21 protein-coding genes are annotated in these 18,664 nt (G+C 57.9%); 19 read left to right on the top strand and 2 right to left on the bottom strand.

The annotated features are described in order from the left end of the window. Positions 1-61: 61 nt before the first annotated feature. Entirely contained in the window at positions 62-2,371 is a 2,310-nt protein-coding gene (gene lon / locus HIJ39_RS02625; protein ID WP_169096413.1) for an endopeptidase La, read from the top strand. Continuing rightward, the gene (gene yihA / locus HIJ39_RS02620) at positions 2,371-2,967 is read left to right on the top strand and encodes a ribosome biogenesis GTP-binding protein YihA/YsxC (protein ID WP_169096411.1); all 597 of its coding nucleotides are present in this window, start codon (positions 2,371-2,373) and stop codon (positions 2,965-2,967) included. Before lon ends, yihA begins: the two co-directional genes overlap by 1 nt. Here the strand turns inward: yihA and HIJ39_RS02615 are convergent. Further along, a complete protein-coding gene (locus HIJ39_RS02615; protein WP_169096409.1) occupies positions 2,964-3,560 on the bottom strand; it encodes a histidine phosphatase family protein in 597 nt (198 codons plus the stop codon). The two genes, yihA and HIJ39_RS02615, sit on opposite strands and share 4 nt — an antisense overlap. 245 nt (positions 3,561-3,805) lie before the next feature. On the opposite strand from HIJ39_RS02615, the gene HIJ39_RS02610 reads away from it, so the two are divergent. Next, the gene (locus tag HIJ39_RS02610; protein ID WP_169096407.1) at positions 3,806-4,345 is read left to right on the top strand and encodes a GNAT family N-acetyltransferase; all 540 of its coding nucleotides are present in this window, start codon (positions 3,806-3,808) and stop codon (positions 4,343-4,345) included. On the opposite strand, the gene HIJ39_RS02605 is transcribed toward HIJ39_RS02610, so the two are convergent. Next, positions 4,318-5,217, bottom strand: coding sequence for a hypothetical protein (locus HIJ39_RS02605; RefSeq protein WP_169096405.1), 900 nt, complete (start codon positions 5,215-5,217; stop codon positions 4,318-4,320). The two genes, HIJ39_RS02610 and HIJ39_RS02605, sit on opposite strands and share 28 nt — an antisense overlap. 218 nt (positions 5,218-5,435) lie before the next feature. Here HIJ39_RS02605 and HIJ39_RS02600 point away from each other — a divergent pair, with 218 nt between their 5' ends. From HIJ39_RS02600 to HIJ39_RS02525, 16 genes are all read left to right on the top strand, one after another. Next, positions 5,436-5,699 (top strand): co-chaperone GroES, encoded by a 264-nt coding sequence (locus HIJ39_RS02600; RefSeq protein WP_169096403.1) that lies wholly within the window; start codon positions 5,436-5,438, stop codon positions 5,697-5,699. Positions 5,700-5,953: 254 nt separating this feature from the next. Then, the gene (locus HIJ39_RS02595; protein WP_169096401.1) at positions 5,954-8,596 is read left to right on the top strand and encodes a valine--tRNA ligase; all 2,643 of its coding nucleotides are present in this window, start codon (positions 5,954-5,956) and stop codon (positions 8,594-8,596) included. Continuing rightward, the gene (locus HIJ39_RS02590; RefSeq protein WP_169096399.1) at positions 8,593-9,870 is read left to right on the top strand and encodes a glutamate ligase domain-containing protein; all 1,278 of its coding nucleotides are present in this window, start codon (positions 8,593-8,595) and stop codon (positions 9,868-9,870) included. Before HIJ39_RS02595 ends, HIJ39_RS02590 begins: the two co-directional genes overlap by 4 nt. A 139-nt stretch (positions 9,871-10,009) precedes the next feature. Beyond that, the gene (locus HIJ39_RS02585; protein WP_207711434.1) at positions 10,010-10,273 is read left to right on the top strand and encodes a DUF4321 domain-containing protein; all 264 of its coding nucleotides are present in this window, start codon (positions 10,010-10,012) and stop codon (positions 10,271-10,273) included. Further along, entirely contained in the window at positions 10,273-10,896 is a 624-nt protein-coding gene (locus HIJ39_RS02580) for a Maf family protein (RefSeq protein ID WP_169096397.1), read from the top strand. Before HIJ39_RS02585 ends, HIJ39_RS02580 begins: the two co-directional genes overlap by 1 nt. Beyond that, positions 10,845-11,510, top strand: a complete 666-nt coding sequence (radC, locus tag HIJ39_RS02575) for a RadC family protein (RefSeq protein ID WP_169096395.1) — start codon at positions 10,845-10,847, stop codon at positions 11,508-11,510. The genes HIJ39_RS02580 and radC overlap by 52 nt, the downstream gene beginning before the upstream one ends. Positions 11,511-11,520: 10 nt before the next feature. After that, positions 11,521-12,552, top strand: a complete 1,032-nt coding sequence (locus tag HIJ39_RS02570; protein ID WP_169096393.1) for a rod shape-determining protein MreB — start codon at positions 11,521-11,523, stop codon at positions 12,550-12,552. 62 nt (positions 12,553-12,614) lie between these two features. Next, on the top strand, positions 12,615-13,481 hold the full coding sequence (mreC, locus tag HIJ39_RS02565) for a rod shape-determining protein MreC (protein WP_169096391.1): 867 nt from the start codon (positions 12,615-12,617) through the stop codon (positions 13,479-13,481). After that, a complete protein-coding gene (gene mreD, locus HIJ39_RS02560; RefSeq protein WP_169096389.1) occupies positions 13,481-14,017 on the top strand; it encodes a rod shape-determining protein MreD in 537 nt (178 codons plus the stop codon). Before mreC ends, mreD begins: the two co-directional genes overlap by 1 nt. A 260-nt stretch (positions 14,018-14,277) precedes the next feature. Then, the gene (minC, locus tag HIJ39_RS02555; protein ID WP_169096387.1) at positions 14,278-14,811 is read left to right on the top strand and encodes a septum site-determining protein MinC; all 534 of its coding nucleotides are present in this window, start codon (positions 14,278-14,280) and stop codon (positions 14,809-14,811) included. A gap of 41 nt (positions 14,812-14,852) precedes the next feature. Then, entirely contained in the window at positions 14,853-15,653 is an 801-nt protein-coding gene (gene minD, locus HIJ39_RS02550) for a septum site-determining protein MinD (protein ID WP_169096385.1), read from the top strand. 17 nt (positions 15,654-15,670) lie between these two features. Continuing rightward, the gene (gene minE, locus HIJ39_RS02545) at positions 15,671-15,946 is read left to right on the top strand and encodes a cell division topological specificity factor MinE (protein WP_169096383.1); all 276 of its coding nucleotides are present in this window, start codon (positions 15,671-15,673) and stop codon (positions 15,944-15,946) included. A gap of 80 nt (positions 15,947-16,026) precedes the next feature. Further along, entirely contained in the window at positions 16,027-17,238 is a 1,212-nt protein-coding gene (gene rodA, locus HIJ39_RS02540; RefSeq protein WP_338055061.1) for a rod shape-determining protein RodA, read from the top strand. Beyond that, positions 17,235-17,852, top strand: a complete 618-nt coding sequence (locus HIJ39_RS02535) for a phosphatase PAP2 family protein (protein ID WP_169096381.1) — start codon at positions 17,235-17,237, stop codon at positions 17,850-17,852. The genes rodA and HIJ39_RS02535 overlap by 4 nt, the downstream gene beginning before the upstream one ends. Continuing rightward, entirely contained in the window at positions 17,846-18,484 is a 639-nt protein-coding gene (locus tag HIJ39_RS02530) for a (2Fe-2S) ferredoxin domain-containing protein (RefSeq protein ID WP_169096379.1), read from the top strand. Before HIJ39_RS02535 ends, HIJ39_RS02530 begins: the two co-directional genes overlap by 7 nt. After that, the gene (locus HIJ39_RS02525; RefSeq protein WP_169096377.1) at positions 18,474-18,635 is read left to right on the top strand and encodes a hypothetical protein; all 162 of its coding nucleotides are present in this window, start codon (positions 18,474-18,476) and stop codon (positions 18,633-18,635) included. The genes HIJ39_RS02530 and HIJ39_RS02525 overlap by 11 nt, the downstream gene beginning before the upstream one ends. Positions 18,636-18,664 lie beyond the last annotated feature (29 nt).

Genomic DNA, 18,664 nt, shown 5'->3' with positions numbered 1-18,664 from the left:
GGCTCGCAGGAGCCCCCCTTTTTTTGACTGGTCTGGTACACTGACTCGGGGGGCGATATAGATGGAGCTGCCATTGCTGCCGCTTCGTGGAGTGTTGGTTTTTCCGTCAATGGTGGTGCCGTTGGAAATCGGCCGCAAGAAAAGTTTGCATGCTTTGGAACAAGCCATGCTCGGAGATCGGGCGCTGGTGTTCGTCGCTCAGAAGGACACCCGCCAAGACGACCCCGGCGAGGACGACCTCTATCGGGTGGGCATCGTCGCTGAAGTAAAGCAGGTACTAAAGATGCCCACGGGAGGATCTAAGGTGGTGGTCGAAGGGCGTTCCCGCTGCCGGGTGCTCGCCATCCATGAAGACACGGAGGGAATGAACGCTGAGGTTGAGGAGGTTCCCGAGGCGTCCGAGATGTCGGACGAGCTGGAGGCCCTGATGCACGCGGTGCGGGACTTGTACGAGGTTTATGTCAAGAATTCCCGCAAGATGCCGGGAGAGGCGAGCGTGGCCATCAATATTGATGATCCGGGGCGCCTGGCCGATACGGTGATTGCCACCTTGGATGTTCGTACCCAAGAGAAGCAGGAGGTACTTGAGGATTTCGACGTGACCGATCGGCTGACGCGAGTCTCTGACATCCTTTCGCGCCAGATCGAGCTTTTAGAGATTGAGAAGCGGATTTCAGGCCGCGTGCGTCGACAGATGGAGCGGACCCAAAAGGAATACTATTTGCGCGAACAGATGAAAGCCATTCAGCGCGAACTCGGCGAGGCCGATGACGGCGAGGGAGAAATTGCCGAACTGCGCTCGCGTCTTGAGGCCCTCTCCGATTTGGCCGAACCGGTCCGGGACAAGGTGGAGCGCGAAATCAAACGGTTGGAAAAGATGTCCCCCATGTCGGCCGAGGCGGTGGTTGTCCGCACCTATCTGGAGTGGGTGCTTGAACTGCCGTGGACGGTGGAAAGTGAGACCCGGCTTGATATTGCCGAAGCTGAATCCATTTTGGAAGCGGATCATTTTGGCCTGAAGCGGGTCAAAGAGCGGATACTCGAATATTTAGCGGTGCAATCATTATCCTCGGAGATTCGTAGCCCCATTCTGTGTTTGGTTGGGCCGCCGGGTGTGGGGAAAACCTCTCTGGCGCGGTCGATTGCTCGGGCCACGGGGCGTCGCTTTGTGCGCATGTCGCTCGGCGGGGTGCGCGACGAAGCGGAGATTCGCGGACACCGCCGCACGTATATTGGGGCATTGCCTGGCCGCATCATTCAAGGGATTCGCCAAGCGGGCACCAAAAACCCCCTCTTTCTGTTGGACGAAGTGGACAAGATGGCGGCCGATTTCCGCGGCGATCCGGCGGCGGCTCTCTTAGAGGTGTTGGACCCAGAGCAAAATCATCACTTTTCCGACCACTATCTGGAACTGCCGTTCGACTTGTCGTCGGTGATGTTCATTACCACCGCCAACGTCTTGCATTCGATTCCCCGGCCACTCTTGGATCGAATGGAGACCATCGCCGTCTCCGGCTATACGGATGAGGAGAAGCGGGCGATCGCTGAAAAGTATCTATGGCCCCGGCAGGTAAAGCAGCATGGATTGGCGCCCGAGCAAATCCAGTTGGGGCGTCGAGTGCTCACCGAGGTGATTGCGCAATACACCCGCGAAGCGGGCGTGCGCCAGTTGGAACGTGAGCTGTCGGCTATTTGCCGTAAGGCGGCGCGCGAGGTGGTCGAAGGCAAAAAGTTGCGCATCCGGGTCACCAACCTTCGCCGGTATCTGGGGCGGCCCCGGGTCTTCCACGGCGCCGCGGAAGAACAGGCTGCGGTGGGCGTGGTGACGGGATTGGCCGTTACCGAAACGGGCGGGGACATCATGGCGATTGAAGCCGCGACCATGCCAGGAAAGGGTAAGCTGACCCTGACGGGGCAACTAGGCGAGGTGATGCAGGAGTCGGCTCAGGCGGGATACAGCTATATTCGGGCTCATAAGGATCATCTGGCGGTGCCTGACCACTTTGAGGACACGGTGGACCTGCACGTTCACGTTCCGGAAGGAGCCATCCCCAAAGACGGACCCTCAGCCGGCATTGCCATGGCGTCCGCCATGATTTCGGCCCTGACCGGTCGGGCGGTGAGGCCGGATGTGGCGATGACGGGGGAAATTACGTTAAGAGGCCGGGTTTTGCCGGTCGGCGGCATCAAGGACAAAATTTTGGCCGCGCACCGTGCGGGCATCGACGAAGTGATTATTCCTGAGCGAAACCAACAGGACCTCGAGGACCTGCCCGCCAATGTGCGAAAGAAAATGGCCATTCATCTCGTCAGGCATCTCGACGATGTGCTGCCTCTAGTGCTTGTCAAGCAAGAGCAGGTGATGCACTGATGGCCAAAAAGAAGGCAGCCCACAGCCAGCCGGCTCGCGGGCAGCATGTCGCCTCGGCGTTGGATCAGTCTGAGATGCCCACTTCGGGCCTTCCCGAGGTGGCGTTCATGGGCCGGTCCAATGCCGGCAAGTCATCCCTGATTAACGCGCTGGTCAAGGCCAAAGTGGCTCACACCAGCAGCACGCCCGGCCGCACGCAACGGATAAACTTCTTTCAAATGCCGGGATGGTATATTGTCGACCTGCCTGGTTTTGGCTACGCCAAAGTTTCCAAGGCGGAGCGGGAGGCCTTTGGCCAGGCCGTGGACCAGTATCTGATCGGGCGGCAACCCCTGGTCGCGGCGGTATTGATTCAAGATGTCCGTCGGGATCCGGAGGAAGAAGAAGCGATGCTGGTCCATTGGGCAGCCGACCGCAATATCTTGCTGGTGGTGGCCGCCAGCAAGATGGATCGTCTGAACCGGCGCGAGCAAGAGGAACGCCGTCAGCGGCTGGAGTCCATCTATGGACGACCGGTGTTTCTTATCTCCAACCGCACGGGGGAAGGGCTGGACCAGGTACGAGAGGCGCTGAGGGGACTGGGGCTCTCGGTTTAGCGAACCCAGCGATATGTGGTGGGTTGGCCGAATTTGATGTGAGGAAGGCGTCTGCCTTTCAATCGGTGCGCCTTCATCAGTTGGTGGATGGTGACCAACAGAAATCCTGAGTGGGACACGACCGCAAGGTGCTCCACCCGCGCTTGGTGACGCTGAATAACGTCGAGGGCCTCGCGGGATCGAGCGTAGGACAGCTGTTGCCCCTCAGGGGGGATGTCATAAAACCAGGCAAAACGCAGGTAGCTCCACCACATTTCGCTGGGCCAGCGTCTGTCCAAAAACCAGGTGCTGGCGTCTGGAACCCACACAGGAATTTCCCGGAACAGCGGGTCCACCACAATGTCGGCTCCTCGGGCAAAGAGATCGGCAGTTTGCCGCGCCCGCGGCAAGTCCGATGAGAGGACTAATTCGGGAATCGGGTAAGGCTGGTACAGGGCACGGAGACGTGCCGATTCGTCGGGACTTAACCCCGCCAGATCGTACTGTCGCAAGTACTCGTTAAACTCAATCTTTGTCATAAGAAGAGGGTTAGGGGGGACGTCAGGTCGTCCATGCCGCATAACCCACAGAGTCCTGCCGGTGAGGTTGTCCATAACTGTAACCTACTCAATCCCCGTAGCGCGGTCAAGCCTGGTGCCCTATTCGAACAATTTTATGCCTTTGCACCATTTCACCTTTGGATTGCCCGAACCATACGGTATACGGATGGGACTCGAGTTGGTGTCGAGTGCCAGCATTTCCATTACTTAATGCTGTTGATGCACCGCCGTTTTGACAGGATGTCGGCAGCCTCTGTCGAATGAATAAAGGCTTGGACTTCTTGTGAGGTGACGACGCATTGGTTTTGTCTCTTACCGACGATTATCGTCGGATTCGGCGATTAGAGCCTAGTGATGTGCATCAACTGATGACTTGGGATAACGACCCGGCACTGTCAAGGCTGACGGGGAAAAAATTTGAACACGGCGATGATGAGGCGGCTTGGTGGAATCAACTCGTGCGAGACCGTTCGCGATTAGTCTTCGCCATCATTGACGAAGAGGGCCGCCTGATTGGCGACGTGGAGTTGCAGCAAATTCTATGGAGGGCTCGGGAGGCCGAGTTGCGCATTTCCATCGGAGACAAGAACTTTTGGAATCGCGGGTACGGCACCGAGGCAGTTGACGAGACGCTCTCGGCGGCCTTTTCTTTGTTAAGTCTCGACCGCGTGTATCTTCGCGTTCGCGTTGACAACCCGCGCGCCATCCGCGCCTACCAGAAATCAGGCTTCCGTACCGTAGCCCATTTGGCGGCCACGGGCCGGCTCGCTGGCTACACGGCGCTCAAGTTGATGGAGATCACTCGTGAACACTATTTGCCGAATTCCTTGAGAGCCTGACGGGCATCCTGGAGGACAGCCGCTTTGCCATAAGCGGGCCATGCGGCTTCCAAGAGCGTCCGCGCACGGTTGTAGGCCGCCGCATCGGGATAGGTGGTGGCCGGCCAGTATTGGTAATGGAGTGCGGCCCGAATGGCGCGGGCGGACAAGCCCGGCTGGTTGATGGATCGCGCGACAGTGCCCGGGGGCGTGGTGCGAAGGTACCAAAGGGCCAAGTTAAGCGCCGCCAAAAAACGTGACACACGCGGGCCCTCGGATTCTGCACTCACCGCGACCGCCGGCACCGGACCGGTGGAAGCACCCAGCCAGGCCAGCGTGACGCTCTTCGGGTCAATGGAGTGGAGGCGCTGGGCTTCGGCCAAGTTGACCATGACCCAGGGGAGATGGTGGCGTTTCCAAAGCGCTTCAATTTCGGTAAAGCGCATGGGATGCCACGCGGAAATACGCGTCCGCTGATGCGATAGAACGGCCTTGGCCCAAACCATTTCGGATGCAACGCCGGACGCATAAGGCATGGGAAGCCCGCTTAGAGCGCGCAGGCGAAAATGTGGGTCGGGGATGGGGGCCATCAGCATCAAGTCGGGGCGGGTGGCCACCCAACCGACCAACGGCCACCGGGTCCCCGGCGTTGACACGGTCACGGGGGCGGCTTTGGAGGTGGTTCGGACGCTAAGATGCAGGTTGGCAAAGAAGCCGAGCTTTTGTGCCACGATGAGCGGCAGTTGGGACATCCGACTCACGTCTCCCACATGAATCCTCAAGACGGGATAGGGGGACTGGGACTCCTGCGGGTTTGCAGCTTTCGCTCCACAGCCTGTGAGAATAAGGGATAGGAGCAGCACGCCGCTACTCAGCCTTTTCGAGACACGCATGCAAGGTTTCCTCCTTCGCTGGAGTGTATGATGGGCTCGGACACTTGAGACCGAGTCAATTGACATGCCTAGGCCAACCGCTATAATAGGCTTGAGATTCTTTCCGTCTGCACCCCGCAAAAGCATTCGGGGTGTGCGGGAAAAGACCCCATATTGCACGTTCACGGGTGATATGGCGGCAACGTTTTGGTCTATTTCAGGAAGTGAGGGATTTTGGCATGCAGGTACGACCCCTTGGGGATCGGGTCTTGGTGAAAATGGTGGAAGAGCAGCAGCGCACGCAGAGCGGCATTTACATTCCGGACACGGCCAAGGACAAGCCGCAGACCGGCGTGGTGGTGGCGGTAGGCGATGGAGAAGACGTCAAGGTGAAGGAAGGCCAACGGGTCTTGTTCGCCAAGTTTGCCGGCACCGAAATCAAAATCGACAACGAAGAGCATTTAATTTTGTCTTCCGAAGACATCTTGGCGATCGTGGAGTAACATAGGTTAAACAGTGAGCCGATGAAGGGAAGAAGTGCCGAGAGTCCGGCCCAGAGAGCGAACGGTGGTGCGAGTTCGCCCGGATTCGGCATAGGTGGTCTTGGAGGCTTCTTGAGATCATCCGATGGATGCGAATCAAGACGGGGGCGCCCGATACCGCGCAAAGAGGCCCTGTCGGGCAAATTAAGGTGGTACCGCGAACTCTCGTTTCGCCCTTAGCGAAGCGGGGGCTTTTCTTTTATGGAGGGAAAATCATGGCGACAACCAATCAAGACTTAAGTCCCCGATACGATCCCGGAGCGACCGAGGACAAATGGTATCAAAGGTGGCGCGAGGGCGGCTTCTTTCGTCCTTCCATGGAGGAAGGCCGGCCGGTTTTTACGATTGTCATGCCTCCGCCCAATGTGACCGGGGTTTTGCACTTGGGCCATGCCCTGAACAGCACCTGGCAGGACATTTTAGTGCGGTATCACCGCATGCGCCAAGACAACACCTTGTGGCTTCCGGGAACGGATCACGCCGGCATCCACACCCAAATGAAGGTGGACGAGCTTTTGCGCAGCCAAGGCCGCGACCGCCGCGTCATGGGACGTGAAGCCTTCATTGAGGAGGTGTGGCGATGGAAGGAGCAATATGGCGGCCGAATATTGGAGCAGGTGGCCAAATTAGGCGCCTCCGTAGATTGGAGCCGGCTGCGTTTCACGTTTGATGAGGGATTGTCGCGCGCCGTCACCGAAGTGTTTGTGCGCCTCTATGAGGAAGGGCTGATGTATCGGGGCAACTATATCACCAATTGGTGTGTGTCCTGTCAGACGGCGTTGTCCGACATTGAGGTGGATCATGTGGAGCAACCGGGAACGCTTACACAAATCGCCTATCCGCTGACCTCCGGTGCGGGGGAGATTGTGGTGGCGACCACCCGCCCCGAAACCATGCTGGGCGACACTGCGGTGGCGGTGCATCCGGACGATGAGCGGTACCAGCACTTGATTGGCCAAACGGTCATGTTGCCGTTAGTTAAGCGCCCCATCCCCATCATTGCCGATCATTATGTGGATCGCGAGTATGGGACGGGGGCCCTCAAGGTGACACCCGCCCACGACCCCAATGATTTTCAGATGGGCAAACGGCATAATCTCGCGGAAATCAAAGTGATCGGCGAGGATGGCCGAATGACTGAAGCAGCCGGATCCTTTCAGGGTATGACCCGAGAGGAGGCCCGCCAGGCGGTGCTGCAGGCGCTGGCAGATGAGGGCGCCATTCGCGGCCAGGAGAATATCACCCATGCTGTGGGTCACTGCGAAAAATGTGACAGCATTATCGAGCCGCTCCTGTCACTGCAGTGGTTTATCAAGATTCGCCCGTTGGCCGAGCCCGCAATGGAAGCGGTAAAGAGAGGCGAGATCCGCTTTGTGCCGGAGCGGTTCGAGAAAGTGTACATGAACTGGATGGAGAATTTGCATGACTGGTGCGTCTCCCGGCAGATTTGGTGGGGCCACCGCATTCCGGCCTATTATTGTGAATCTTGCGGCGAGATGGTGGTGTCGCGGGAGCCGGTGGAGATTTGCCCTGAGTGCGGCGGCTCCATGGTGCAGGACGAAGACGTGCTCGACACATGGTTTTCGTCAGCACTATGGCCATTTTCGACATTGGGTTGGCCGGAGGAGACCGAAGACCTAAAAACCTTCTATCCTACGTCGGTGTTAAGCACCGGTTACGACATCCTGCCCTTTTGGGTCTCGCGGATGATTATGCAGGGGATTCATTTTACCGGTCAAAAGCCGTTTTCCGTGGTGTTGCTGCACGGCTTGGTGAGAGATGCCCAAGGCCGCAAAATGTCAAAGTCTCTCGGCAACGGCGTGGATCCGCTGGACGTGATTGAAAAGTATGGGGCAGATGCCTTGCGCATGGCGCTGGTGCTGGGGGCCGCGCCCGGAAACGATTATCGCTGGAGTTGGGACCGATTTGAGGCCGCCAGTCACTTTGGCAACAAAGTGTACAACGCCGTCCGGTTTGTGTTGATGAACCGGGAGGCCGGGTTTAAGCCCGATGAGGCGATTAGCGATCACCCGGCCGACCAGTGGATTTGGCAGCGGCTCAACCAAACCATTGAGACCATTACCGCCGCCTTGGAAGACTTTGAATTCGGGCAGGCCGCGCGGGCTATCTACGACTTTTTCTGGGATGACTATTGCGACTGGTATATCGAAATGGCCAAAGTTCGGCTTAAAGGATCGGACAAGGATCGCCGGCGCGCCTTAAGCACCCTGATGATGGTGGCTATTAGGGCTCTCAAGCTCTTGCATCCGATTATGCCGTTTGTGACCGAGGAGCTGTATCAGGCCCTGGGTGGAGAGACGGAGAGCATCATGATCGCCCCTTGGCCCGAACCTAACCCGGAACGCAGCGATTGGGACGGAGCGGCCGCGGTTGAGACAATTCAGGAGCTAATCCGCGCGGGCCGCAACCTGCGTGCAGAAATGGGGTTAACCCCGCGCCAGAAGGCCTCGTTCATTGCCATTGCGGATGATGATGAGACCGTCAGGCGATGGGAACAGTTGCGGCCGGAAGCTGCTCTCCTGCTCCGCGCTGAATCTTTAGCGTGGGGCCCGCGTGAAACGCTGAAAAAGCCCGAACGGGCGGTGGCGGGTGTCACGCTGGGCGGTACCATCTACATGCCCCTGGAGGGGTTGATTGACATCGAGCGGGAGCGCGAACGGGTTGCCAAAGCCATGGCAGAGGCTGAGAAAGAACGTGCCCGGGTAGAAGCGCGTTTGGCGGATCCCAACTTTGTGGCCCGTGCACCCCAAGAGGTGGTGCAGCGGACGCAAGAATCGCTGGCCGAGCTTCAGGGTCGGATAAAGCGGTTAGAGGAACGCCAGGAGGTTCTTCGGTGAAGGAAAATTGGTGGGTAGGTCAGGAGCGCTTCGGGATGCGGCTAGGATTGGAACGGATCCAGGCCTTGATGGAACGGCTCGGTCATCCCGAACGCGCCTATCCCGTCATTCATGTCGCAGGCACTAATGGCAAAGGGTCGGTAGCTGCGATGGTGACGGAAGCCCTCATGGCCTCGGGGCTTCGCGTGGGGCTCAACATCTCGCCAGACCTGGGCAAAATCAACGAGCGGGTCATGATAAACCGTGAGCCTCTCAGCGAGGATCTTTGGGATGCCTACGGGGAGGAGGTGGAGGAGGCTGGCCGCGATATGAGTGACGTGCCAACCTTCTTCGAAGCCGTAACCGCGCTGGCGTTTTTAGCCTTTCAGCGGCAAGCAGTGGATGTGGCGGTGATCGAAGTGGGCCTCGGCGGCCGATTGGACGCGACCAATGTGGTGCCGTCGCCACTGCTCGCCATCATTACTCCGGTGGCGCTGGATCACATGGATCGCTTAGGGTCCACGCCTGCGGCCATCGCCAGCGAAAAAGCGGGCATTTTAAAGCCCGGCACCGAGCTGGTGCTGGCGCAACAACCCTTCCCAGAGGCGCGAGAAGTCATTATGAAGCGGGCCAAAGCGCTTAGCATACCGGTCTTCGAAGCGGCGCCGCGGGCTCGCATGACCGCCGCGGGGCCGGTATTAACCACTGATGGTGGGCTTCGCGTCTCTGTGCCTCTTCAAGGGGTGTATCAGCGGGCTAACTTGGACACGGCCTGGATGGCCATTGAGCGACTTGCGGCCAGAGGATGGATTTCACATCTGAACCGAGCTGCCGCGGGCCTAGCCCGGGTGACGTGGCCGGGACGGTTTCAGGTGGTTTCGGAAAATCCCTTGATTGTCGTGGATGGGGCGCATAATCTCCACGGCATCGATGGCCTCAGAGCCACCTTGGAGCAGGACCCGTGGCGCAAAACGCGGTGGCACCTTCTATTTGGCTGGCTTTCGGACAAGCCCGGCCAGGAGATGCTACAGCGCTTGTTGCCAAAGGTGACCGACGTGGTGCTGACCCGCGTTCCCGGGGACCGGGGAATTGACCCCGGAGTCGTTCTGTCGGAAATTCCCCACCAATATCGGCCCGTCGTGGCAGAGCCCTTGCAAACTGCCTGGCACCGCGTTTTGGCACGAATCGACGGGCCGAAGGATGGGGTGCTGGTGGCAGGCTCGTTATCGCTCTTGATGCATTTGAACCAGGCTGGCCTTCTGCCGTATTCTTCTCCGATTCGTGTCGAGCGATGACGGGGAAAAATAGGATTTCATGTCATGGTTGGTAGAATTCAGTGATTGTGCGCGACTTTGCTCGAATGGTATGCTGTGAAAGATCCTTACATTTCTAGCCAATAGGCTGGAGGAACGGGTCGAATGTGGAGGTGCGCCGTTGAAGAAGGGACGGCACGGGATAGGCCTTGCCATCATTTACATTGTGATTGGCGGCATTGTCGGGTCGGTGCTGGGTCATCTTTTGGCACCGGCATGGGCGCCACTGGGGAAGTCATTGCTGACCGTGGGCGCGCTGCCCGGCACCACCTGGTCTATTAATCTAGGCGTGGTGGGAATTCAGTTTGGAGGTTGGCTGGAGCTCAACCTGCTCGGGGTTATTGGACTTATCGTCGGACTTTTTTGGTATCGTCGAGGCGCTTGATGAATTCGTTGATTCTGGCATCGTCGTCCCCCCGCCGTCACCACTTGCTGTCTCAAATGGGCTTGTCGTTTGAGGTGGTGCCTGCAGATTTGGATGAAACGGCCCGGCCGCATGAGCGGCCCGAGTCGTTGGTACGGCGCTTGGCAGCCTCGAAGGCGTTGGCTGTCGGAGAAAAGCGCCCTGAGGCGTTGGTCCTTGGTGCGGACACGGTTGTGGCACTGGGAGCACAAATACTCGGCAAGCCGCGGGACGCAAGTGACGCGGAGCGGATGTTGCAAATGTTGTCCGGCACACGTCATGAGATTTGCACCGGGGTTTCCGTTTGGTCGGGAGTCCGGGGGCTGGGTTATGTGGCGGTGAGTGTCGCTCACGTGACCTTTCGGCCCTTGTCGCCCGTGGAGATTCAGACATACGTGGCCACCGGCGAACCTATGGACAAGGCCGGAGCCTACGCCATTCAGGGCGGAGCCGGCCGATGGGTTGAGTCTTACGAGGGAAACCTGGAGACGGTCATTGGGTTGCCGCGAGATGTGGTCGAGCGGCTATTAAAACGGATGGCTGGAGAAAAGGCATGGGGATCCGAGAAACACCCAGGGACGAAAGGCCGCGGGAGCGGCTCCTGAGGCATGGGGCGTCGGTTTTGTCGGACGCGGAATTATTAGCCGTGCTCTTGGGGACTGGAACCTCCGGACAATCGGTGCTGGATCTAAGTCGTGCGCTGCTTAGGGAAGGCTTTGTGGGGCTGTCGCGTCGTACACCGGCCGAATTGATGGCGGTGCGCGGCTTGGGCGCTGCCAAGGCCGCCGTTCTGGCAGCATCATTGGAGCTCGGGCATCGGGTCGAGCAGGAGGTGCAGCCACGCGTTCAACATCCTGAAGATGTTGTCCGTCTGGTGGGGGACTTAAGAGATCGCGATCAAGAAGAATTTCGTGTGATATTGCTGAATACTAAAGGGTTTGTACTCGGGATTGAAACGCTGTTTCGCGGCGGTATCGATCGGGTGGAGGTATTTCCTCGAGAGGTATTTCGGCCGGCAGTGGCCCGATCGGCGGCCTCAATTGTGGTCGCCCACAATCATCCAAGCGGGGACCCTCAGCCGAGCCGACAGGATCGCGAGCTGACCCGCCGTTTAGAAGCCTGTGGCGAGTTGATGGGCATTCCTGTGCTCGACCATGTGATTGTCGGACGGTCACGACACATGAGCCTTAAATTGGGCGAACTGACCGAATTAAGCTAGGGAGGAAATTGTGTTGAAGGGATTGTTTGGTTCCTTTTCGAAGGATATGGGGATTGACCTGGGCACGGCCAACACGGTTGTCTTTGTCCATGGAAAAGGCATCGTGCTGCAGGAGCCCTCGGTCGTCGCCATTGACCAAATGAGTGGAGAAATTATTGCGGTAGGCCAAGAGGCCAAGCAGATGGTGGGCCGTACGCCGGGAAACATACGCGCCGTGCGTCCTTTGAAAGATGGCGTCATTGCTGACTTTGATACCACGCAAGCTATGCTGAAATACTTTATTCGCAAGGCCACGACCAACATGCGCTTCATTCATCCTTTGGTGGTGGTGGGCGTTCCCTCGGGCGTCACCGGCGTGGAAGAGCGCGCTGTCAAAGACGCGGCCATGCAGGCGGGGGCACGAGAAGCGCTCGTCATTGAAGAACCGATGGCGGCGGCGATTGGAGCGGGGCTTCCGGTCAACGAACCGACAGGCAACATGATTGTCGATATCGGGGGCGGCACCTGTGAAGTAGCCATTATCTCCTTGGATGGCATTGTCACAGCACGTTCAATTCGCGTGGCGGGCGACGAGATGGACGAGGCCATTGTGAATCATATCAAGCGCACTTATAACATGATGATTGGTGAGAGGACGGCCGAGGAAGTCAAGATGACCATTGGATCCGCCTATCCCCCGGATCATGAAGAGACCATGGATGTGCGGGGCCGCGACTTGGTAACCGGGCTCCCCAAGACGCTTAAAGTGAATTCCACGGAGATTCAGCGCGCCCTCTCAGACACCGTCAACGCGATCGTTGATGCCATCAAGGCAACCTTGGAGAAGTCGCCGCCGGAATTGGCCGCCGACATCATGGACCGAGGCATTGTCATGACTGGTGGGGGTTCGCTTTTGCGGAACTTTGACAAGCTGGTCAGATCGGAAACCGGCATGCCCGTGCATATGGCGGAAGAACCACTGCTGACGGTGGTGCGGGGAACCGGGATGGTACTTGATGACCCGCACCATTTGGAAGCGCTGCGCCGCCGCAATCGCCGATAAGGATGGATGGAGGGGAACGATCTCCCCTCCATAGGGATTAATTTCGGGGGGAGAGGATTTGGATGGGCGGCTTCATTTATCGCTGGCGCCGTCCCATCATTATCGTGCTGGTGATAATGGTGGTCTCGTTAAGTCTAAGCTTTACGGCGCGTGTCCACGGCAAGGTGGTCGCGCTGAGCAATCTAATCGGCACGGTGGTATCTCCCGCCTCCTCCAGCTTAACCTATTTAGGGGACAAGGTCGGCCAGGGCGTGGGAACAGTGGGCCAACTATTCACGCTGGAACAAGAGAATGTCCAGTTGAAGCAAAAGCTGCTCCTCTATAACTCGATGAAACTGGAACTGTCCGAGCTTTCGAATCAAAACTCGCAGTTGCGGGGGTTGTTGGACCTCAAGGAGAGCGCCCAAGGCTGGAAGCTTCAAGCGGCCTCCGTCATTTCCCGAAATCCCGACAACTGGTTTCAAACCGTGGTCATCAATCAAGGCAGCCGAAGCGGCATCCAGCCGGGCATGGCGGTGATTGTTCCACAAGGCGTGGTGGGACGGGTGGTGTCCACAACTCCGGTAACCGCCACCGTGATGTTGATTTTGGATCCGAGTTCTGGCGTGGGCGCTCAAGACGTGCGATCTCAGGCAGCGGGCGTGATTAATGGACGGGATCCAGTCACCGGAAATCTCACCTTCCAACTGTTTGCCCACCGGCCGAATATTCAACCGGGGGATGCGGTGGTCACCTCGGGTTATAGCCAGTATTATCCACCGGGCCTCTTAATCGGACAAGTAGAACAGGTGCAAAAGACGGCTTATGGGCTCACCGAGACCGCGGTGGTTACGCCGTCAGTCAACTTTAATCAATTGGACAATGTGATGGTGGTGCTGTCTCATCCCAACGGAACGTCACTACCGCCGATATACGGAGGGAATCATTAATGTGGCAGTTCCGCATCCCGAGTTGGATTATCCTGTACCTCCTCGCGCTTTTAGCGCAGACGGCGCTCCTTCCCCAGATATTCCCAGCTGGCTATGTCCCCGACTTGGTGTTGTCGGTGACCATTATCATCGCCCTTTATGAAACACCGCGCCGTGGCCTTGCGGCCGGACTGATCGGCGGGCTGATGCAGGATGTTTGGGCTGGGCGTCTATGGGGGCTAAATGCCTTGACCTTTGCCCTGGTCGGGTTCGTAGTGGCCAGTCTCGAATCGCGCATCGTGCGAGACAACATCTTTGTGCCCGGGCTTTTGGCGGGGCTGGCCCAACTTTTGGTCGTGCCATTCCAGTGGGTCATCCTACGCATGTTTGGTTTCGCCTTCTCTTGGCACTCGTTTACCCATCCCCTACCGGTATGGCTTCTCTTCAGCATGTTGATTACACCAGCGATTGGCGGCCTTTTGGGATTCCGACCCCGTCATGAAGTGGATCGCCGCTATTCGCGCGGTCGGCACCGGTCGTTGCCCTATCATCGCTGAAGGCGGCAAATGGTGGTCAAACCACGGCATGGTCCGTGGTTTTTTACGTCTCCGCCTCATGGCGCAGCATTGCGTTTTTTGGACTAACAGGACGAACGCCACGAACGCCACGCCGGAGGACGACAACAGCCCCAATTTTTCGTGTGGCGTTTGGCGATTTTTGGAAACAAATTGTTGTCAGCCCTCTTGGCGATTCGGCAGGAGTTCCGCGCTAAAGAGAGAACTTCTTAGAATGCTGACGTCATATGGGGGAGGCGCGCATGGAGAGAACACCCAAGGCAGACGAGGCCCAAGCCCTCGAGACGGACAAGCCTCAGCCCAAAAAGCGAAGGAACAAATCGAAGGGTTTGTCGAAGCCGGAGGTGTCAGCCCCGTTTGTGGAGCGCATGCTGGACCGGCAGAGCGGCTTTGACTTCGAGGAGGAGGCGCGGCGTCATCCAACGCTGCTAATCCGCAGAACCCTCAGATCTGGGCAACGGGTACGCTTTTACGGGAATGTGGTCGTACTCGGGGATGTCAATCCGGGCGCGGAAATCACGGCGGGTGGCGACATTGTGGTGATGGGATGGTTGCGAGGGTTGGCACATGCCGGGGCCGAGGGCGATGGGCAGGCGATCGTCGCTGCGTTTCGGCTCAATCCCACCCAGCTTCGAATCGGCCACGTGATTGGCCGGGCACCGGATCAGGGGGAAGCGGTACTTCCTGACGTGCCGGAAGTGGCCGAAGTCCGCGATGGCCGTCTGGTCATTGACCGATGGCAAAAGAGTGTGCTGACGGCCGTGGAATCGCTTTAAGAAAGTTTGCGCCATGAGTTTACGTATGAGGAGGAGCATTAATGGGGGAAGCCATTGTCATTACCTCGGGAAAGGGGGGTGTCGGGAAAACCACGACCACGGCCAACATCGGTGCGGGCCTGGCGCAGGCGGGCCAACGGGTGGCGCTAATTGATGCGGATATCGGGCTTCGCAACCTGGATGTGGTCATGGGGTTGGAGAACCGTATTGTTTACGACTTGGTGGATGTGGTCGAGGGGTTTGCCAAACTTAAGCATGCCCTCATCAAGGACAAGCGGTTCGAGAACCTTTACCTTCTACCGGCGGCTCAGACCCGTGACAAAACGGCTGTGAGCCCGGACCAAATGCGGGATCTGGTGGGCGAGATGAAGCAGGAATTCGACTTCGTGTTGATTGACTGTCCCGCGGGGATCGAGCAAGGATTCAAGAATGCGGTGGCGGGTTCTGACAAGGCGGTGGTTGTTGCCACCCCTGAGGTTTCCTCAGTCCGCGACGCGGATCGCATCATTGGACTCTTAGAGGCGGAAGAAAAACATCACCCTGCCTTGATTGTCAACCGCATACGGCCTAGCATGGTAAAAAAGGGCGACATGATGGACATTAACGACATGATCGAGATTCTGGCCATCGATCTTCTGGGCGTGGTCCCGGATGACGAGTTCATCGTGGTGTCCACCAACCGCGGCGAGCCGGCCGTGCTGAACAACACCTCCAAGGCTGGCGAGGCTTACCGGGACATCGCACGTCGCTTGATGGGAGAAAATGTGCCGATGATGAAGCTGGAAGATGACGCTCAAGGGTTTATCGGGCGGCTGCGCAAGATGATGGGGCTCAAAGGGTGAGCCGAGGAGGGAACGCCATGTTTGATTTGTTCGCGCGGGTTTTTGGTCGGGATGACGCGAGCAAAGAGGTGGCCAAGGAGCGCCTCCGCCTGGTCTTAGTGCACGATCGGGCCAGCCTCTCTCCGCAGGCGCTGGAGAACCTGAAGAACGATTTGGTCAAGGTTATTTCGCAGTATCTGGACATTGACGACCAGGGCTTTCAGGTTGACTTTTCCCGACATGATGATGCGATGGCGCTGGTGGCTAACATACCTATCCGTAAAAAGGCGGCTACTGGACGGAATACTTTGTAAGCGGCTCCATAAGGTGTCCCTCGACCCAGGATGTGACCTCGTTTATACTGGAAGTACTTTGGTCTTAGGGGTTTGATCTTGTGGGAAACCGCCATACGCGCTTTCAATTAGACTATTTCACCCTGATCGCCATGTATCTCTTGGCGGCAGTGTCCATTGTTGTTTTGGCCAGTGCATCCCGTCCCTGGGCACCATCCGGAGATCCGACCTATTTTGTGAAGCGTCAGATGATCTGGTTTGGGCTCGGGACGGTGGTGCTGGTCGTTGCGACATGGATTAACTACGAGCACTTCAAAAAATTTGCCCCTTACATCTACTGGGCAGCAATCGGCCTTTTGGGCATCGTGTTGGTGCACGGGCAATCCGCGCTTGGTGCCCAACGGTGGATTCCGATCGGGCCCTTTCAGTTGCAGCCCTCGGAACTCGCCAAGGTGGCGATTATCATTACCTTGGCCACCCATCTGGACAAAAAGAAGAGTTTGAAGCACTGGCGGGACATGGTCAGCCCGTTGGTGCACGTTGGCATCCCGATGCTCATGATTTTGAAGCAGCCGGATCTTGGTACCACCTTGGTGTTTGCCGCCATTACAATTGGCATGCTGTATATGGCGGGGCTGCCCTGGCTGAAAATGCTGGTGTTTCCCGCGGGGTTGGGCCTGATGGTGCTATGGATTTATCTGCACTACCGCTATGGCATCAAGATCCCCATTATGCACACCTATCAGCTCAACCGGCTGACCGCCTTCATTAATCCCAACAAAGATCCCTTGGGCACCGGCTATAACGTGATTCAATCCCGCATCGACATCGGGGTTGGCGGCCTCACCGGAAGCGGCCTGACCATGGGCGCCCACACGACGCTGTTAGGCTATTTGCCAGAGTCCTACACGGACTTCATCTATGCGGGCATTGGCGAACAGTTGGGTTTTGTGGGATCGATGGCGATTTTGTTTGTCTACTTGCTCATCATTGCCCGGGCGGTTTACATCGCCACCCAGGCGAAGGATCGCTTCGGGATGCTTTTGGCCGCTGGTGTGGCGTCGATGTTTGCCTTTCACGTCATCGAAAGCGCCGGGATGGCATCCGGCATTATGCCGGTGGCAGGGGTTCCCTTGCCTTTCATGAGTTACGGGGGATCGGCCTTGATGGCCGACTCGGCGGCGATTGGCCTCTTGCTGAATGTCTATGGACGGCGCAAAGTCCAGGGCTACAAGCCTTCCGTGGCAAAACCAGTGCCTGTGTTATACTCGAACCAGCTTAGTGAACAAGACCTCGTAGGGGGACCGAATTGACACATCAATTTCCCATTACAGGATTCGACAAGCATTGGGAGCTCGTGGTCAATGGTTGGTCACGATATAGTCCACTGTTGAATCATTTGGCGATCGTCTTAGCCAAATACGCGCCGGAAATTTGGGCTGTCATCTTTTTGCTGCTGTGGTTTTGGCCGCCGCTTCGAGAGAATCGAGCGCGCCGGGCTGTGGTTTATGCCGTGGTAGCGGGTGTGTTGGCGTTGGTGATTAATGTCATCTTGGGCCACATCTTCCCGTATCGCCCGCGGCCTTTTGTGTATGAGCCTCATCTGATTCATCAACTGGTGTCCCATAAACGCGATACCTCCTTCCCCAGTGATCACGCCGCCGGGAGTTTCGGCTTTGCCGTGGGGTTATTCTTTGCCGGTGCCAGTGATGGGATTTTGGCATTGATATTGGCCGCCGCCGTGGCCATTGCGCGCGTCTTCGTGGGGTTGCACTGGCCGACCGACGTTATCGTCGGGGCGGCCGTGGGCGTTGTCGCCGGACTTATCGTGCTGGCTTTGAGAGGCTGGCTGGAGTGGCTGGTTAAGCTATTGTTCCGCATCTTCGGCATCAGGCCGGAGCCGCGTTATCGACGTCGGCAATGGTGACCATTCGCCTCTTGGCGGCCCTTTGGGGCGGCATGGTCCTAGTGTTGGCGGGTATCTTGGGGCGTCGGGCACCATCCAAATGGAGGGAGCTCGGCGCCTTGTGCGTCTTTGGGCTGTTGGTTGCGCGTCTTTGGTGGCCCCATCATGCCGGCATGGTAGCCGGCGTGTGGCTGGCCATGGCGGGATGGCTCGCGATCGCGGGGCGCCCACGCCGGGGGGCAGGACTTTTGTATGCCGCCCTGGGGGCGAGTGTGGGAGCGCTGTTGTATTGGGGATCCGAGGGAGGCGGAATCGGATTGATGCTGGGCCTGGCGCTCAGCCTTGCCTGCCATCTCGGACTTCGGGAGCCGAAGCCGCCGGTGACGGTGCACGTGCCCCGTTATCAGCAACATCTCTTCGTGTGCCAGGGAAGCGCCTGCCGTGCCAAGGGATCCCAACTCCTCATGGACGCCATGCGCCGGTCCCCTGCCTTTCGCGCGCGCCAGGGCGTGCGTGTGACCGCTGTCCGGTGTCTCGGGCGATGCGCCAGGGCCCCGGTGATCTTAAAGGAGCCCAAAGGGATTTGGGCGGCATCCGTCAAACTTCGCGATATCGCGGCATTGCCGCGGGGGGAGGGATCCGGTGAAAACTGACGGATTGGTGCTGTTAGCCCTCGATTTAGCCTTTCTTCTTGCAATATTCGTCGTGTTGGCCCGGATTCAAAGTCGGCTTGAGCGTATTGAACGGCGCCTCTTTTCCCGCTCCTCGAACCGGCAAAAAAGGGCCTCCTCAAAAAAGGATTAGCTCGGTCGCAAATGGAATATCCATTCGAC

It is taken from the genome of Sulfobacillus harzensis, assembly GCF_012933365.1.
Lineage (GTDB): Bacteria > Bacillota > Sulfobacillia > Sulfobacillales > Sulfobacillaceae > Sulfobacillus_B > Sulfobacillus_B harzensis.
Note: the sequence above shows the minus strand (reverse complement) of the source record. Positions and strands in the feature narration are given on the sequence as shown.

What these genes read in the sequence shown, in the direction of transcription:
- minC (WP_169096387.1), top strand. Translation starts at nt 14,278, where the DNA reads ATGGAGAGAACACCCAAGGCAGACGAGGCCCAAGCCCTCGAGACGGAC.
- HIJ39_RS02595 (WP_169096401.1), top strand. Translation starts at nt 5,954, where the DNA reads ATGGCGACAACCAATCAAGACTTAAGTCCCCGATACGATCCCGGAGCG.
- minE (WP_169096383.1), top strand. Translation starts at nt 15,671, where the DNA reads ATGTTTGATTTGTTCGCGCGGGTTTTTGGTCGGGATGACGCGAGCAAA.
- lon (WP_169096413.1), top strand. Translation starts at nt 62, where the DNA reads ATGGAGCTGCCATTGCTGCCGCTTCGTGGAGTGTTGGTTTTTCCGTCA.
- yihA (WP_169096411.1), top strand. Translation starts at nt 2,371, where the DNA reads ATGGCCAAAAAGAAGGCAGCCCACAGCCAGCCGGCTCGCGGGCAGCAT.
- HIJ39_RS02615 (WP_169096409.1), bottom strand. Translation starts at nt 3,560, where the DNA reads ATGGACAACCTCACCGGCAGGACTCTGTGGGTTATGCGGCATGGACGA.
- HIJ39_RS02600 (WP_169096403.1), top strand. Translation starts at nt 5,436, where the DNA reads ATGCAGGTACGACCCCTTGGGGATCGGGTCTTGGTGAAAATGGTGGAA.
- HIJ39_RS02530 (WP_169096379.1), top strand. Translation starts at nt 17,846, where the DNA reads ATGGTGACCATTCGCCTCTTGGCGGCCCTTTGGGGCGGCATGGTCCTA.
- radC (WP_169096395.1), top strand. Translation starts at nt 10,845, where the DNA reads ATGGGGATCCGAGAAACACCCAGGGACGAAAGGCCGCGGGAGCGGCTC.
- HIJ39_RS02580 (WP_169096397.1), top strand. Translation starts at nt 10,273, where the DNA reads ATGAATTCGTTGATTCTGGCATCGTCGTCCCCCCGCCGTCACCACTTG.
- minD (WP_169096385.1), top strand. Translation starts at nt 14,853, where the DNA reads ATGGGGGAAGCCATTGTCATTACCTCGGGAAAGGGGGGTGTCGGGAAA.
- mreD (WP_169096389.1), top strand. Translation starts at nt 13,481, where the DNA reads ATGTGGCAGTTCCGCATCCCGAGTTGGATTATCCTGTACCTCCTCGCG.
- mreC (WP_169096391.1), top strand. Translation starts at nt 12,615, where the DNA reads ATGGGCGGCTTCATTTATCGCTGGCGCCGTCCCATCATTATCGTGCTG.
- HIJ39_RS02605 (WP_169096405.1), bottom strand. Translation starts at nt 5,217, where the DNA reads ATGCGTGTCTCGAAAAGGCTGAGTAGCGGCGTGCTGCTCCTATCCCTT.